This window comes from Photobacterium angustum (genome assembly GCF_003026365.1).
Classification (GTDB): domain Bacteria; phylum Pseudomonadota; class Gammaproteobacteria; order Enterobacterales; family Vibrionaceae; genus Photobacterium; species Photobacterium angustum.
This window is the reverse complement of the sequence record NZ_PYOM01000012.1, coordinates 39979-55588: the sequence shown is the minus strand read 5'-3', so window position 1 is coordinate 55588 and position 15610 is coordinate 39979. Positions and strand designations below refer to the sequence as shown.

14 protein-coding genes are annotated in these 15610 nt (G+C 38.8%); 8 read left to right on the top strand and 6 right to left on the bottom strand.

Annotated features, from left to right (window positions below):
- Positions 1–47 precede the first annotated feature (47 nt).
- Entirely contained in the window at positions 48–596 is a 549-nt protein-coding gene (locus CTN01_RS13450; protein WP_045082012.1) for a helix-turn-helix domain-containing protein, read from the top strand.
- 74 nt (positions 597–670) lie between these two features.
- On the opposite strand, the gene CTN01_RS13445 is transcribed toward CTN01_RS13450, so the two are convergent.
- Positions 671–2722, bottom strand: coding sequence for an FUSC family protein (locus CTN01_RS13445; protein ID WP_408669346.1), 2052 nt, complete (start codon positions 2720–2722; stop codon positions 671–673).
- 215 nt (positions 2723–2937) lie between these two features.
- Positions 2938–3405: a 2TM domain-containing protein gene (locus tag CTN01_RS13440; protein WP_045148828.1), complete on the bottom strand. Its 468-nt coding sequence runs from the start codon at positions 3403–3405 to the stop codon at positions 2938–2940.
- A 359-nt stretch (positions 3406–3764) separates the two neighbouring features.
- On the opposite strand from CTN01_RS13440, the gene CTN01_RS13435 reads away from it, so the two are divergent.
- The 4 genes from CTN01_RS13435 (at position 3765) to CTN01_RS13420 (ending at position 8341) form a co-directional block, all read left to right on the top strand.
- Positions 3765–4301 carry an eCIS core domain-containing protein gene (locus CTN01_RS13435; RefSeq protein WP_045082010.1) on the top strand — a complete coding sequence of 179 codons (537 nt, stop codon included), beginning with the start codon at positions 3765–3767 and terminating at the stop codon, positions 4299–4301.
- A gap of 183 nt (positions 4302–4484) precedes the next feature.
- Positions 4485–5486 (top strand): CobW family GTP-binding protein, encoded by a 1002-nt coding sequence (locus CTN01_RS13430; RefSeq protein WP_107342170.1) that lies wholly within the window; start codon positions 4485–4487, stop codon positions 5484–5486.
- A gap of 126 nt (positions 5487–5612) precedes the next feature.
- Positions 5613–6998 (top strand): TldD/PmbA family protein, encoded by a 1386-nt coding sequence (locus CTN01_RS13425; RefSeq protein WP_045148827.1) that lies wholly within the window; start codon positions 5613–5615, stop codon positions 6996–6998.
- Positions 6998–8341 carry a TldD/PmbA family protein gene (locus CTN01_RS13420; protein WP_045148826.1) on the top strand — a complete coding sequence of 448 codons (1344 nt, stop codon included), beginning with the start codon at positions 6998–7000 and terminating at the stop codon, positions 8339–8341. Before CTN01_RS13425 ends, CTN01_RS13420 begins: the two co-directional genes overlap by 1 nt.
- Before the next feature lie 209 nt (positions 8342–8550).
- Here the strand turns inward: CTN01_RS13420 and CTN01_RS13415 are convergent, their stop codons facing one another.
- Positions 8551–9165: a LysE family translocator gene (locus tag CTN01_RS13415; RefSeq protein ID WP_045148824.1), complete on the bottom strand. Its 615-nt coding sequence runs from the start codon at positions 9163–9165 to the stop codon at positions 8551–8553.
- Between the two features lie 454 nt (positions 9166–9619).
- Between CTN01_RS13415 and CTN01_RS13405 the strand changes: the two genes are divergently transcribed.
- The gene (locus tag CTN01_RS13405; protein WP_045148822.1) at positions 9620–10006 is read left to right on the top strand and encodes a hypothetical protein; all 387 of its coding nucleotides are present in this window, start codon (positions 9620–9622) and stop codon (positions 10004–10006) included.
- A gap of 115 nt (positions 10007–10121) precedes the next feature.
- On the opposite strand, the gene poxB is transcribed toward CTN01_RS13405, so the two are convergent.
- Positions 10122–11843, bottom strand: coding sequence for a ubiquinone-dependent pyruvate dehydrogenase (poxB, locus tag CTN01_RS13400; RefSeq protein ID WP_107342169.1), 1722 nt, complete (start codon positions 11841–11843; stop codon positions 10122–10124).
- Between the two features lie 278 nt (positions 11844–12121).
- Here poxB and CTN01_RS13395 point away from each other — a divergent pair, with 278 nt between their 5' ends.
- On the top strand, positions 12122–13291 hold the full coding sequence (locus CTN01_RS13395) for an alpha-hydroxy acid oxidase (protein WP_045127392.1): 1170 nt from the start codon (positions 12122–12124) through the stop codon (positions 13289–13291).
- A gap of 204 nt (positions 13292–13495) precedes the next feature.
- Positions 13496–14296, top strand: coding sequence for a TOBE domain-containing protein (locus CTN01_RS13390; RefSeq protein ID WP_045148820.1), 801 nt, complete (start codon positions 13496–13498; stop codon positions 14294–14296).
- Positions 14297–14301: 5 nt separating this feature from the next.
- Here the strand turns inward: CTN01_RS13390 and CTN01_RS13385 are convergent, their stop codons facing one another.
- Positions 14302–14538: a hypothetical protein gene (locus CTN01_RS13385; RefSeq protein ID WP_045148818.1), complete on the bottom strand. Its 237-nt coding sequence runs from the start codon at positions 14536–14538 to the stop codon at positions 14302–14304.
- Between the two features lie 300 nt (positions 14539–14838).
- The gene (locus CTN01_RS13380; RefSeq protein WP_045082002.1) at positions 14839–15573 is read right to left on the bottom strand and encodes a beta-ketoacyl-ACP reductase; all 735 of its coding nucleotides are present in this window, start codon (positions 15571–15573) and stop codon (positions 14839–14841) included.
- Positions 15574–15610 lie beyond the last annotated feature (37 nt).

The window sequence follows — 15610 nt, the reverse complement described above, 5'->3', positions numbered from 1 at the left end:
GGTGGAACTTTATCATTGTGCGCTATAGCGCACAATAGGAAAGAATGATGAACGAAGAAATTTTTAAAGCCAGAATATCGAAACATTTAAAAGCATTGCGTGAGAAACAAAAACTTAGCCTAGATGCAACATCAAAGTTAACGGGTGTATCTAAAGCCATGCTAGGACAAATAGAGCGTAAAGAATCGAGCCCAACCGTGGCAACCTTGTGGAAGATATCTAGTGGTTTGAATTCCTCATTCACTGCTTTCTTTAGTGATCTAAATGATACTGATGGAAGGATCTTTCCAGCCGATATCGATATGCATGTGAAAACGTTAATCGCTTATGATCCTACGGTTAAATTTGAGATGTTCGAAATCACACTAACCCACTTTCATACGCAGCATTCGTCACCGCACAAGGTTGGAACTATTGAGCATTCTGTTGTTACTGAGGGAGAGTTAGGAGTGTATATCGATGATAAATGGCACTATTTATCCAAAGGTGAAAGTATTCGATTTGAGGCAGATAAACCTCATGACTATCGTGCAGTGACAGAAACAGTTGTATTTCATAACATCGTTTCTTACTCAACAGTAATGCATGAAGACTAGGTTTATATTCATATAAAAAAGAGAGTGAACAGTTGTTCACTCTCTCCTAAACACTTCATAGCCCATTAATTGGCTTAACTAGCAACTTGTAAGTATTTATCACGTACGAGATCATGCATTTGTTTTACAGCCATTAAAGATAACCAAACCAACTCATAGGCTGCTTGCTCATTAGTCGGGTTATCTGAAGTCATTGGTATGTTTGTCTCATCAAAATATGGAAGCTCAACGACTTTTTCATCTTGAATGCTTGAAATCAAAGCATCCATTGCACTATTAATCGTCCCTTCCCAGTCCGTTAGACTATGTATTGTGGTTCCATTTCTCGCAAGAGGAATAAGTAAACACAGATAGTAAGACAGCAAACGATAATGACTGAGCATTTCTTCATAGTATTGAGGATCACGGCGTGTGAAACGAGGCTCGTTCTGCATCTCATTATAAATCAGCTCTAACCCTCGCTCTTTCGATAACATATCCAAACGCTTTTTACCAAATTGAGTGGGCTCAATCTTATTACTTTCAGATTGAAGTTCCTCATAACACATCAAGAATAAGGTTTTAGATGCTTGAAGTGCTTTAATCGATTGAGCGTGGATCTCTTTTCCTCTCCATTGTGGCCAAAGTAAGCTGTAACCCACTAACACTAAAGAGCACCCGATAAGATTATCTATCATACGAGGAACAACAATATCAATGCCACTGCTAGCAATAACTTGGAACACCAACACCAACATAGCTGTAATACAACCAATCGCAAGTGCATAATTTTTAAGAATATTAAACATCGCAACTGTCAGTAGTATGGTTAACAGTATATAAACTTGGAGATCCGATATACCAAGGAAAATCACCCCAGTCGCAAATAATAAACCTGAGCCTGTGCCAAGCCATCTTTGCCATATTTTACTTCTGATCGATGAAAAGCTCGGTTGGATAACCATTATAATTGAAATAAATACCCACTCTGGATGCGCTAAATGAAATGAGTCAGCAATAAAAGCACCCAAAGTAAAAATCAACGAGAAACGCGCTACATGTCGCCATATTGGGTTATTCTTCTTTGGCCAATGCCAAGCTAATTCAAAGGGTTGTATTTCAATTTGTCTTTCAAACGATGGTTGTTCAAGTTCAATCCGACGAGAGAGATATTTAATACTTGCCGCCCAGTAACGAAACCTTGTTTGCTGATTTAACTCTGCTTGAACTGCATCTATTAATTCATCTGCGATGGCAATACATGATTCTGTAGGGGGTATAACTTGTGTATGTTGAAGCGCTTTCGCTTTACACAATAACCTCTGCTGACAATTTTCACTCCATTTTATCAACAGATTACGTTTCTCTTTATCATGTTGAAACTGACTGATCAGATCTTTATTTCTAGTATGACAACTTATCAAACCTTCAAAAATGTCAGCGGCAAGGAATAACTCTTGTTTTAAAGAATTTACATCGTTTTTTGATAATAGAAATGACTCAGATTGAACGGCTTGCTCAAACAATTCAATCAATTGATATTTGGTTTCTATTGCTTTTTTCTCGATACCTTCTCCCAATAAAAACTGGGTTCGGTGTTTAAAAAACGCATTAAGTTGATCGTAAATAGCAATTAAACCCACTTTTAGCGCATAGTGTTTCCATAATGCAAACCAAGCCCAACTGAATAAAGAAAAACCTAATGGACCTAAAACCAGCATCAAATAGGAATACATGTCAGCTTTTGAGTTATGCAGTGACAAGGCCATAACAGTAATCAATAAACTAGATATACCTAATCGTCCCCAAAAAGGACCATTCAGGGCACAGCCTGCAGCTAATATCGATAACACCCCATAAATAACCCACAATGGAATAGCAAAAGTAAGCATAAAATAAGACAGTAACAACGCACTAATCCACACCACTGATGAGATCAAAAAACGCGCCCATCGTCTCGGTCCAGCAATATCTAATCCACTAATTAAAGCCGCTGGTAATGTCATTAATGCCGTCATTGCATAATTGACTTGTCCAGAAATTAGACCTAGTGAAATAATCAATAACATTGCACTGAATGCACGAAAACCAAAGTTAACTGAGGGGGTATACCAGATTTTACGGACGACGGAAGATAGCATTAACACACCAAAACATATCACTTACATGAATGGTTAACCTATCATGATTATGTCGTTAAAACGATATCGCATATTTATACTTGTTTGCTTCTTTTAGAGAATAAGAAACCGTAGGTATATGTAAAATAACCCTATCTTTATTATGTTAAAATAAAGTATAGGGCTATGTTCAACCACTCTATGTAGTTATTTAAATCGGGGATAATAACTTACTTTTAAAGTTATAGCTTTCGACCCAAGCGTTTTTCTACTTGCTTTTTTTCCCACTCAGGACCGAAAATATTAAGGACTTCAAACGCACTAAGCGCATGGCTCACAATACCAATCCCCCAGCCCAATGCAGGCCATACTGCCCACCAATAACCAGGACTCGTAAAATAGTTAATCACGAACAATCCACTTATAACAAAAAGGTACGTGACTAAGTGTGAGTAAAACTCTTTAATACTCTTTACATATTCAAGCGCTTTTTTTTCGTCTTCTGTAACACTGATTTCTTTATTCATTGGCGGCTCCATTTGAAGATCTGATACTTGTATTTCAAACACAGCAGCTAAAGATTTGAGTGATTCTAGCCCCGCTTTTTGTCCTTGCTCAATACGTTGAATCGTACGAATACTTAATCCACTTAATTGAGAAAGTTGCTCCTGAGACCAACCACGTTGTAGTCGTAATTTTCGAATAATCATTACAAATCCTTTTTGCTACTTTCCGCCAAAGCCTAACGGTATCTTATCAAAAACATCACGTCACAAGCCTGACATAAACGCGACAGCCTTTATTTATCAACAAGTTAAAATAGTCACTAAAATAACATTTTTCATCTATGCTGCAAATTTGACGTTTTTAACACGCAACTAACCGTTATCAATAATACCTATTTTAAAGTCTTAATTAACAAGTTCACTCTCAAATACTCTGCTTTCATCACTCTTTCCAACTTTCGTGAAATAGCTCGTATTATTATGTAAAAGTGGAACACTCAAGTATTCACTTATATACGATGCCTAATAACACAAGAAAGTAGAAAACTTAAAAAGGAATCGTTATGAGATTGGCATGTATCCTCATGTTCACACTATTAATTTCAGGGTGTATTAATAGAGATGAAATTTACGCTAACCCACCTGCAAAATTAACAGAAAGCATTAATGCTATTCTTCCCGCAGCGACAGAATATGTAAAACAACAAGAGAAAATCGCGCAAGAAAAAGGTCAACTACTGAATAAGCAAGCATTAGCTATTGCCAAACGTATCGGTATTAAACACCCGGAAAAAGTGCATGTTTATTACACCAACACACTTCCATTTCCTACAGATCCAACATTAGCACAATTAGCCAAAAAATCTGGTTATGCGGGGTCTAATATGGCGGGATACACCTATGGATATGGTATTTGGATCAAAAATAAAGAACGAGATAATCGTGAACTCTTAGCCCATGAACTTATTCATGTTCGTCAATTTGAACAACGCGGTGTACAAGAACAAATTCGGCAATATTTGATGCAAATTTATATCTACGGTTACAACAGCACGCCTTTAGAGATCGAGGCATACAGTGAAGCAAAAAATTATATTTAGTTTCAACTCCCGCGTTCAAAGACAATATCAGGAAGCCAACCATTAGGCTTCCTATTCATCTTTATACAAATGAATGACTCAACACATCCACATTTTTGCTTTTTTCATCGAAATACCGTTACTCTGTAACATACGGTAGAATAAACAAATTACAGAATGTAGACGTATAGAGATCAGCACAACATGAAACGTATTCCAACCAACATTATTACTGGCTTTTTAGGTGCTGGTAAAACAACAGCGATTCTTTCTCTTCTTGCTCGTAAACCTGAAAATGAAAAATGGGCAATTCTTATCAATGAGTTTGGCAATGTTGGCGTCGATGGCGCAATTCTCGAACAACAAGGTGCCATTATCAAAGAAGTTCCTGGTGGCTGCATGTGCTGCGTCGCTGGATTACCTATGTCTGTTGGTATTAATGCCCTACTGGCGCAAAAACCTGATCGCTTACTATTAGAGCCAACAGGATTAGGCCATCCAAAAGAAGTGATCAATAAGCTAACTTCAGGAGTGTATGCAGATTACGTCGATTTACGTGCCACCATCACCCTTGTTGACCCTCGTCACTTTGCTGATAGTTTCTATACTAATAATGAAAACTTCCAAGATCAGCTTGCTCTTGCCGACGTTGTCGTTGCTAACAAGATCGACCAATGTGATGACTACGATCTTTTCACTTTCCAGTCAGCGATTGAACAAGCCGAACCAAAAAAAGCCTTAATCGGTGAAGTAGAACTCGGTAAGCTAGAACTTGAGTGGCTTGATATTCCACGAATTGATCGCGCTGCACAACACAGCCATCACCATCATCACGACGATCACCACCACGATCTCGCCCCTGAGCCAGAGATTGAGCTATTACCAGGGCAGCAATTCATTCGTAAAGAAAACCACGGTCAAGGGTTCCACAGTTGTGGTTGGTTCTTTGCCGCCGATCAACATTTTGAATTTTCAAAGCTTTTCAGTCTATTCTCAAGCTTAAATGCGAACCGTGTAAAAGCTGTCGTGAATACTGAAAATGGTTGTTTTGCCTTTAATGTTGTAAACCAAGTGGTTTCAGTTAACGAACTATCACTCGAAGGTTTTGAATCCCGCATTGAAGTGATTGATAGTGAAGTTTTACCTTGGGATGAACTTGAACAAATTCTTCGCTCTATTATTTTGCCTTCAGTTGAGAACAACTAACGCATTACAGTTACTCACTGATAACTCAGTATTTAATCGTTTCTTCCTATTTCACCAATAGAGGAAGAAATAACAAAAAACTGCTAGTTTATTAAATAGAGCTCATAAAAACACAAGGGAGCACACATGCTAAACCCTAGCACTGCTAAAGCAGTCATCGATCATGCGCTATTTTTAGGTGCCGATTTTGCTGAACTCTTTGTTGAACATCACCAATCTAACTCTGTGCAGTTAATTTCAGGTGAGATAGATAAAATCAACTCAGGGATCGATTTTGGTATCGGTATTCGTCTATTTTTCGGCTTTAAAGTTTTATATGGCTACACCAACAGTACAGACGAAGATGAATTGAAACGCGTTACTAGCCTACTGGCAGCAAAAGATAAACGTGAACAAATTTTATCTGCTGGTAGTTTGAATTTAAACCGCTTTACTAATAAACACAGTTGCCAGTTACCATTAAGCCAAGACGCTAACATGGCAGCAAAAATTGCGTTTTTACGCCAAGCAGATGAAGCTGCTCGTGCTGAAAATGAAAAGATCAGCCAGTTCATCGGTAACATTGGCCAACGTGAACAACAGATTGAAATCTTCAACTCTGAAGGTTTACACATTGGTGATACTCGCCATTATACCCGTATTTCAGCTAATGCCGTCGCGCAAAATGGTAGCGAACAATCCACTGGCTATGAAGCACCAGGGGCATTCACTGGCTGGGAATTTAATAGCAAGGTCAATCCAGAGCAGTTAGGTCAAGATGTGGCTAAACAAGCGATGGTTAAACTGTTTGCTGATGCTTGTCCATCAGGCGAAATGCCAGTGATCATCGGTAATGGTTTTGGTGGTGTAATCTTCCACGAAGCGTGTGGTCACTTGCTTGAAACCACCTCCGTTGCGAAAAAAGCCTCTGTTTTCTACGATAAAATGGGCGAAACCATTGCCAATTCAGTCGTGAACGCAGTGGATGATGGCACTATGGTAAACGAATGGGGCTCTATCAATATTGATGATGAAGGCATGGAAACCCAACGCACTCAGCTTATTAAAGACGGTAAACTTACTAGCTTTATGGTTGATCGCATGGGCGGCATGAAAACAGGCTTTGCTCGTACAGGCTCTGGTCGTCGTCAATCATATAAATTTGCGCCAACTTCACGTATGCGTAATACCTTTATCGAACCCGGTGATAGTAGCCTTGACGATATGCTCGCTGGTGTTGAGCGCGGTATTTACGCTAAGAAAATGGGTGGTGGTTCAGTTCAACCCGGTACAGGTGAGTTTAACTTTGCAGTGCAAGAAGCCTATCTTGTTGAAAACGGTAAAATCACTAAGCCATTAAAATCTGCAACTCTAATTAGTACTGGTCCTAAAGTATTAAAAGAAATCAGTATGGTTGGTAATGATTTTGCCCTTGCGGCTGGTATGTGTGGTTCTGTCAGTGGCTCAGTGCCGACAACTGTGGGTCAAGCTGCATTGAAAGTTGATAATATTCTTGTGGGAGGTGGTAACTAATGGCTGATCAAAATAAATTACAGCAAGCCATCGACCATGTGCTTGAGCGTGTAACTCAAAAAGGCGCGAGTGCTGATGTGATTGCGAATCGCAGCAATAACTTCTCGCTTAAAGCGAATAATGGCGAGCTCGATGAATACAAGGTAACGTCAGGACAAGTGATTGGCGTACGCGTGGTAAAAGATCAACGTATTGCCACCAGCTATTCTGAGTCATTAGATCCAACTAGCCTTGATCTAATGGTTGATAACGCGCTATTGAACGCCGAATATTCACAGCAAGATCCGCATCAAACTATTAGCTGTATTGATAGCAAAATTAGCACAGATTTAAACGAGATTTACCAAAATGATGATGGCGATGTAGATCAAAAGATCGCTCTCGCCCTATCACTAGAGCAAGGTATAGTAAGCAAGCCTGACGCTAAAAGTGCCCCATACAATGGCTTTGCTGAATCAGATGCCCATGTGATTTTAGCGAATACTCAAGGTACGCTTTGCCATCACAGTGAGCGTTCGACCTACTGTTACGCTTACAGCTTAATTGAAAAAGACGGCAAGCAAGCGATGCATGGCGGTATGTCATCAGGTCGTAAGTTCAGTGAGTTAGATGCTAACTTCTGTATTAACTATGGCTATGACATGGCAAAAGCCCTACTCGATGGTTCACCTATCGCTACCAAGCAATACCCTATCATTTTCACCCTAAGCTCACTTAGTAGCTTATTCGGTGCATTTGGAATGTGTACTTCTGGTCAAGCTGCAATGAAAGGCATTAACCCTTGGCGTGATGCGATTGGTAGCCAAGTGGCGAGTTCACTTATTACCATCACTGACAAGGCTTATATTGAAGGCGGTTTTTCTATTAAAGCCTTTGATAGCGAAGGTTTTGCCACTCGCGATACTGTTCTAGTCGGTGAAGGTCAACTAAATAGCTTGCTGCACAATAGCCATACCGCGAGTTACTTCGGGATCGAAAACACCGCAAATGCATCACGCTCTGCAAAAGGTGGATTAGGTGTTGGCTCTCGTCACACGGTTATTTCAGTTGGCGCAAGTAGCGTTGATGATACAACAAGTGGTGAATATGTAGAGCTTGTTGAATTGCAAGGCGTTCATTCTGGCGCAGATGCTATCAGTGGTGATTTCTCATTTGGTGCAAGTGGTTTCTTATGTCGTGATGGTCAACGTATTCAAGCAGTACGTGGTATTACGGTAGCAGGTAACTTCTACCAAATGCTCAAAGAAATAGACGCGGTAAGTAATGTATTAGAACACGATTACAATCGAAGCTTCTATGCGCCAAAAATCCGTTTTGCTCGCCTAAATATAGCTGGTAAGTAAATAAACCGATAAAACCTTGCGACTGTTTACTTGTTCAAATAAGTTATTCAGACGTAAGGTTTTATTTTATCTAACAATAAATATTAGCCTTTCCCCTAACCTATCAGCTTTGTAGTGCTTACTTATAGCGTAACTCTTAATGCTATTGGCACTGATTACTTACTTAAGATCTTTTGGACTTCAAACATGTTAGATAGGTGTCCGCTACTTTAAGCCTTTGTTGCTAACAAAACCCCACAGGTTGCTAAAAAACCGCCAGAGAACTTGTTAAGTAACTTCTTCACTTTCTTTCCCTCAAATACAAAACTTACCCTTGACGTAATACAAGCATAGAGACTTAGTGTCCCACCGACAGATATCGTCGAAATCATAAAAATAATAATAACGTCTGACAGTGAAGTTGACTGTAGATCTATAAACGCGGGAAAGAACCCCATATAAAACAATATCGCTTTGGGGTTAGATAAAGTCATTAACATACCAACAGCCACACTTGAAGTTTTTATCCCTTTATCATGAACTCGTGTTGATGTTATAGAAACATCAGAAGTCCATGTGACATAAGCCAACCAAAAGAGATAGGTAATTCCTACATATTTTATGACGATAGCAAACTCACCCATAGCGTTTGCAACCACAGATAGACCCGACAAAGCTAGAAAGATAAAGATGTAATCAGCGAGTACCACTCCGAGCACAACTAATAAGCCTTGTTTCCAACCATAAGTAAGAGATCTCGATATAACAGCGAGCACACTTGGTCCCGGAATAGCGGCAGATAGAAGCATCGCAAGAAATAGTGCAATACCCGTTGCTATAGACATAAACCATCCTTTGATTTAACGCCTTACTAAATGGCGAGCAATAGTGGAAGTAACAATATCACTCAGCGTATTTTATGAACAACAACTTACCTGTCTCGTATTGCATGGTAAACACCCTGCCACGATTGATGTTTATAGTCGTGCGTTGCCTCGCATTATGTTTCTAATTGATAAATCGCCTTATACATTAACCAAAAAGATCTTAAACAACATTTTCGGGAACTGCGTGGTTTACGCGCCACGTATCCTTATCTTGATATAAGCACTGAGCTTTGTTCAAAAAGTGAACCAGTATTCTCTACCTTGCTTCTTCATTGCGATGACCGTACTTTGAACATCATTAGTTACTTTATGAATATTTGACTAACTGAATGCACAAGAAATAGGATATACAGGTACGTTAAAATCATGTTCAATTTTAATCAATTTTCCTTAATAAGTAAGAGCAATCAAAATGTCTAATGTCGTTCAGTTCTCTGCATTCAGCGGTAATAAGAAAAATAGCGCGACTTCACCCACTACATCACCTAGCCCTAAAGCATTAAGGGAAGAAGCCGCACTAAAACAAGACAATTGCTGTTACTTTTGTGGCACTCGTAAAGATCCCAAAGAGCTAAACTGGCTTAATAAGGTAGGCTTTAAACAAAAAGCGCATGTTGTTTGCGGTACGTGTAGCTCTGAAGCTAAATCACGTTCAATGGATGATCTACGAATCATTCTTGCGCTTAAAGCAATGGATTTTAGAACAATTAAACTCAAACAGTTTCTGGAATTAAGAGAGAAAGGCGTTCAAATAGATGGAGTTCGCGACTACAAATTCTACTTTGAAACCATTGATTGATGGTTCTCTAATGATGAAGCACAAATAAAACCTTGTCCTTACTCTCTTATTTAATATAAGCGATTAAAGAACAAGGTTTTATTTTAGCCAACGTTTAGGTTATTAGTTAGTCACGTTATGCATCACTTTTAACAACATCGATTAACTGGTTTCCGTGCTTATTAAACATTGCTTTTAGCATATATAATCCAAATCCAGCAGCTTGTTTAAGTTCGATGGTCGGTGGCATCATTAATTCATCTTTATTTGAAATGACTTCTAACAATGCTGGTCCTTCTGTTGCTAACAACTCATCAATTGCTTCAGGTAGTTTAGTCACATCATCTACTTTAATACCGGTAATGCCACATGCTTCAGCAATAGCAGCAAAACTTGGATTGGCTAAATCAGTTGAGTCTGACAGTAATCCTGCTGCTTTCATTTCCATCGCAACAAAACCTAATGAACTATTATTGAGTACCACAATTTTTAAAGGCAACTTATAGGGTTTAAGGGTTAATAAGTCCCCCATTAACATAGAGAAACCGCCATCACCACACATTGCAATCACTTGGCGCTCAGGTGCTGCGGCTTGAATACCGATAGCTTGTGCCATCGCATTTGCCATTGAACCATGTGAAAAAGAGCCAATTAATCGATGTTGACCATTTAATTGTAAATAACGAGCAGCCCACAATGTTGGTGTGCCTACATCACAAGTAAAGATGGCATCTTCTGCTGCTTTTTCACTTATTAATTTATTCAATGTCTGAGGGTGAATAAGTGTTTTTCCCTGTTTAACTTGAGTTAACACATCAAAATCTTTTCGCGTTTTTTTATAATGCGCCAAACATGTATTAAGGAAATCTTCGTCAGTTTTCTCTGTTAACTGTACTAATAGTTGTTCAACAAAGACTTTTACATCAGCCACGATACCGAGATCAACTTGGGTATGACGACCAATACTCGCAGGATCGATATCAATTTGAATAATTTTTGCTTTAGCGGGATAAAATGCGCGGAAAGGGAAGCCAGTGCCTAATAAAATTACCGTATCGGCTTGCTCTAACGCATGATAGCCCGATGAAAAACCAATTAACCCCGTCATACCAATATCATAAGGATTATGATGTTCTAAATATTCTTTCCCGCGTAATGCATGCACAATCGGCGCTTTAAGTGTCTTCGCGAGTGTGACCACTTCATCATGGGCAAATTTACAACCAGCGCCCGCCATAATAACGCACTTAGCACTATGCTGTAGCAGATCTGCAGCTGCAGTAACTAATGTCGCTTCGGGTGCAATAACAGGTAATAATGGTTGTTGCCAACGTTTTAAATCAGCATTACTTGGCATATTTTGTAGTGCAATGTCACCGGGCAATACAATAACACTAACACCCTGTTTTAAAATGGCTTGTCGCATTGCCGTTTCAAGCAATTGTGGCATTTGTTCTGGATGGGTTAAGGTTTCACAAAATATACTGCATTCTTTATACAGTGCTTTTGGATCAGTTTCTTGAAAATAATGGCTGCCCACTTCAGAAGAAGGGATATCAGAAGCAATAGCTAATACGGGAACGCGATTTCTATAACAGTTATAAAGCCCGTTAATAAGATGCATATTGCCAGGACCACAAGAGCCAGCACAAACAGCTAATTTACCTGTGAGTTCCGCTTCTGCACCTGCAGCAAAAGCAGCCACTTCTTCGTGTCGGGTTCCCATCCAACGGATTTTACCTTCCGCTCGAATACTATCGCTGATCCCATTTAATGAATCCCCTGTCACACCCCAGATCCGTTCCACACCCGCTTGTGATAAAAAACGAGTGATATAACGCGCGATTGTCTGTTTCATTCGGTTCCCTTTCGACTCTGATGAATATAATTTTTATCTATATTAATCCTCCATTTTCATTTTTTAATATCCGTTTAATTCCAAAATCAATTACCATTATTGAGTTATCTATTCAGGATAATAAATAAGCTTCTCTTTACAAGAAAATATAAAAATGGAAACACTGTTAACTATTTTTATTTATTCCATTTTTTGTTTTTTAGATATTGTAAATATCACGTTCATAATCAATTCAATTGATCTATGTTATTTGCACTTGTCAAAATGAGATAATAAAAATGAAGGATTATTTTAATACCCATTACCCTGATGTTGAATACCTTCGCCGTAAAGCGAAATTCAACTTACCTAAGTTTGCATTTGAATATGTCGATGGCGGCTGCAACATTGAAATGGGACTCAAACGTAATACTCATGATATTCGCCAAATTGAGCTAATCCCCTATTATCTTCGTGATTACAATTCGATTTCTTTAAAAACCACCCTGTTTGGCGAAACGTATGATGCGCCATTTGGTATCAGCCCTGTGGGTTTACAAGGTTTGATTTGGCCAAATGCGCCTGAAATATTGGCGCAAGCCGCTTTTGAGCAAAATGTGCCTTTTATTCTTAGTACTGTTTCAACCTCTCCGATTGAGAAGATTGCCGAAATCACAGAAGGTAAAGCATGGTTCCAGCTCTATCACCCTGTTGATGACAAGATTACAGATGACTTACTTAAACGCTGTGAAGACGCTGGAATCAAAACATTAGTATTACTTTCTGATGTCCCTACTTTTGCTTATCGCCCAAAAGAAATCCGTAATGGTTTAGCTATGCCGCCTAAAATGACATGGCAAAACATTGTCGAAATACTATTGTCACCAAAGTGGGCAATAGCCACGTTGAAAAAAGGACAACCTCAGTTCGAAACTTTGTCCAAATATATGTCAGGCTCGATGGACATGCACCATCTCGCATTATTCATGGATAAAACCTTTAATGGTCGGTTAAGTGAAGACAAAGTCGCACGCTTACGTGACAAGTGGAAAGGCAACCTAGTCTTAAAAGGCTTATCAACGGTTGAAGACAGTCAAAAAGCAATTGCGCTTGGCTTAGACGGCATCATTATCTCAAACCATGGTGGTCGACAATTAGATTCAGGACCTTCTACTATCAGTAAATCCATTGAAATAATGGATAAATGCAAAGGTCAAATTACGATTATGATGGACAGTGGTATTCGTGACGGGGCTGATATTGCTCGTACACTCTCAACAGGAATTGAGTTTGCCTTTCTTGGTCGTAGTTTTATGTATGGTGTAGGTGCCTTGGGTCATAACGGTGGTCACCACACTATTAATATGTTGAAAAAACAACTACAGCAAGTGATGGAACAATGTTGCTGTGAATCAGTCAGTAACCTTACTGATCATATTGCCAAACGTAACCCTTTTACGTTGGATTAATATACTGTCTGTACTCATTGATTGTGGGTACAGACAGTTTAAAAAACCAACAGCGTTATAGCTAATCTTTTGATTATTCAATAACTTCACTGCTCTTAAAACAGTAATATCATAATAAATACAAAAGGTTACTTATATATTAAAATTATACCTACTGGGTAAACTGCGCTAAGATAGAAAAAAATATAAGACCAAATTACTGTTATGAACCTTACTGCCATTTCTACTCTTCTCATTGAAAATAAGATTTTCGCCAACCCTCGTCGTATTGCTCTACTCAATGCTATCCACCAAACAGGCTCGATAAGCAAAGGAGCAAAACTCGCAGGTATCAGTTATAAAGCTGCTTTTGATGCCGTTAAGGATATGAATCTTCTTGCGGGATCTGCACTTGTCACAAGTGAAAAAGGCGGTAAAGGTGGTGGTGGTGCGGATCTAACGCGATTTGGATTACGATTAGTGCAAATGTATGAGCTGCTGAATCAAATTCAAGATATGGGCTTAAAGGCCTTAAATGATGAAAGCGCCCCGTTAGATAGTTTATTAGGTGTCATGTCTCGTTTTTCATTACAGACAAGTGCGAGAAATCAATTCTTTGGACGCATTGGCTCTATCGAACGTCATAGCTTGCATGATCGCGTTACGATTACACTTACCGACACACATAATATCTATGCTACGATCACCCATGGCAGTACGGTAAAACTTCAATTAGTAAAAAACAAAGATGTTGTTGCCCTGATTAAAGGTCCAGCGATCACAGTTTGTAGTGAAGAGAACATGATCCACGGAAAGCGTGATCGCTTTGATAACCAATTATTAGGCACGATAACGTCGATTCAGCAAGATACGAAATCAACCGAAGTTGCTATCGCATTAAATGATGATATTACCGTCTGTGCATTAGTAGACAATCAAGATCTAATAGAAGAAAACCTCCGTGTCGGTATGTCTATTTATGCCCTCTTTAAGTCAAACCAAGTCACTATCGCGACAATGTGCTAACAGGTTTATGGAATATCAACAAAGCCACTGTAATCATGCTTTATATTTAATTGATCAGAAAAAGACTGATACTCTTGGTATTGTTTATTCATCAAGGCGGCCCCACCGCAAACCATTAATATAAGCGCCAAACGGCTTAGCCAAATATTTTCTTTCTGCATTGAATAAAACAATAAAATAACAGCGAGAAGTAATAGAACTAGACTCTCAACACCTATATTTTGTATAAAAAAGGTGACCACTACATCAATCCTAAAAGCATAAGTCGACGCAGTTTAATGCTTTTCAAGTGGAAAGCATTGAAAATATTAGCAACACCCTAATATCTTGCATAACCCTGACAATTAAGTGTAAAAACATAACTATTACAGAAATTATGATGTTTATTTAACCACTGGAATTGTTCGAAATTCAATCTACATTGCTTTAATGCCTATTTTGTAACTAATATTCTACGCTTTACTCGTTCCAGAAACATATTGCTACAAGATATAAGCCTCCCTAGCCTAAATATAGATAGGGAGGCGAATTATGTATTGACTCTATATAACGAGTCCGCCATCGACTTTCAATGTTTGACCAGTAATGAAGCTTGAATTGTCACTTGCTAAAAATAGCACACCATTTGCAATATCTTGCGCCAATCCCATACGTTTGAGCGGCGTTTTAGAAACCATATAATCAATAACTTTTTCAGGTAAATCGACTGTCATTGGTGTTTCAATAAAACCAGGTGCAACACAATTGGCACGTACTTTTGCCCCTTTACGTGCAAACTCTTTTGACCATGATTTTGTCATTGCAATCACGCCAGCTTTTGTCGCTGCATAGTTGGTTTGACCAATATTACCGTCTGTACCAACCACAGATGACATTGTGATAATAGAACCCGATCCTGAAGCCATCATTAACGGAGCAACGGCTTGTGTCATGTTAAATACACCTTTCAAATTGACATCAATAACAAGATCCCAATCATTCTCGGACATATTTTCAATTAAGTTATCCCGTGTGATACCTGCGTTATTCACTAATACATCAATGGTTCCATACTGTTGTGCGATTTTTGTGATCGCATCTGATACGTTAGCTCTATCGCATACATTTAATTCGAGTGCAGTTACATTAGGAAATTGTTGTTCTAAATCGGCCATAGCGCCAAAATTCATATCACAAACATATACATGCTTTGCGCCTTGGTTAGCAAAGGTTTCGACAATACAGCGACCAATACCTTGAGCACCACCAGTTACAAGGCAAACCTTATCCGTTAGCATTTTTACTACCCCTCTTAAAAATATTTACTCTATATAC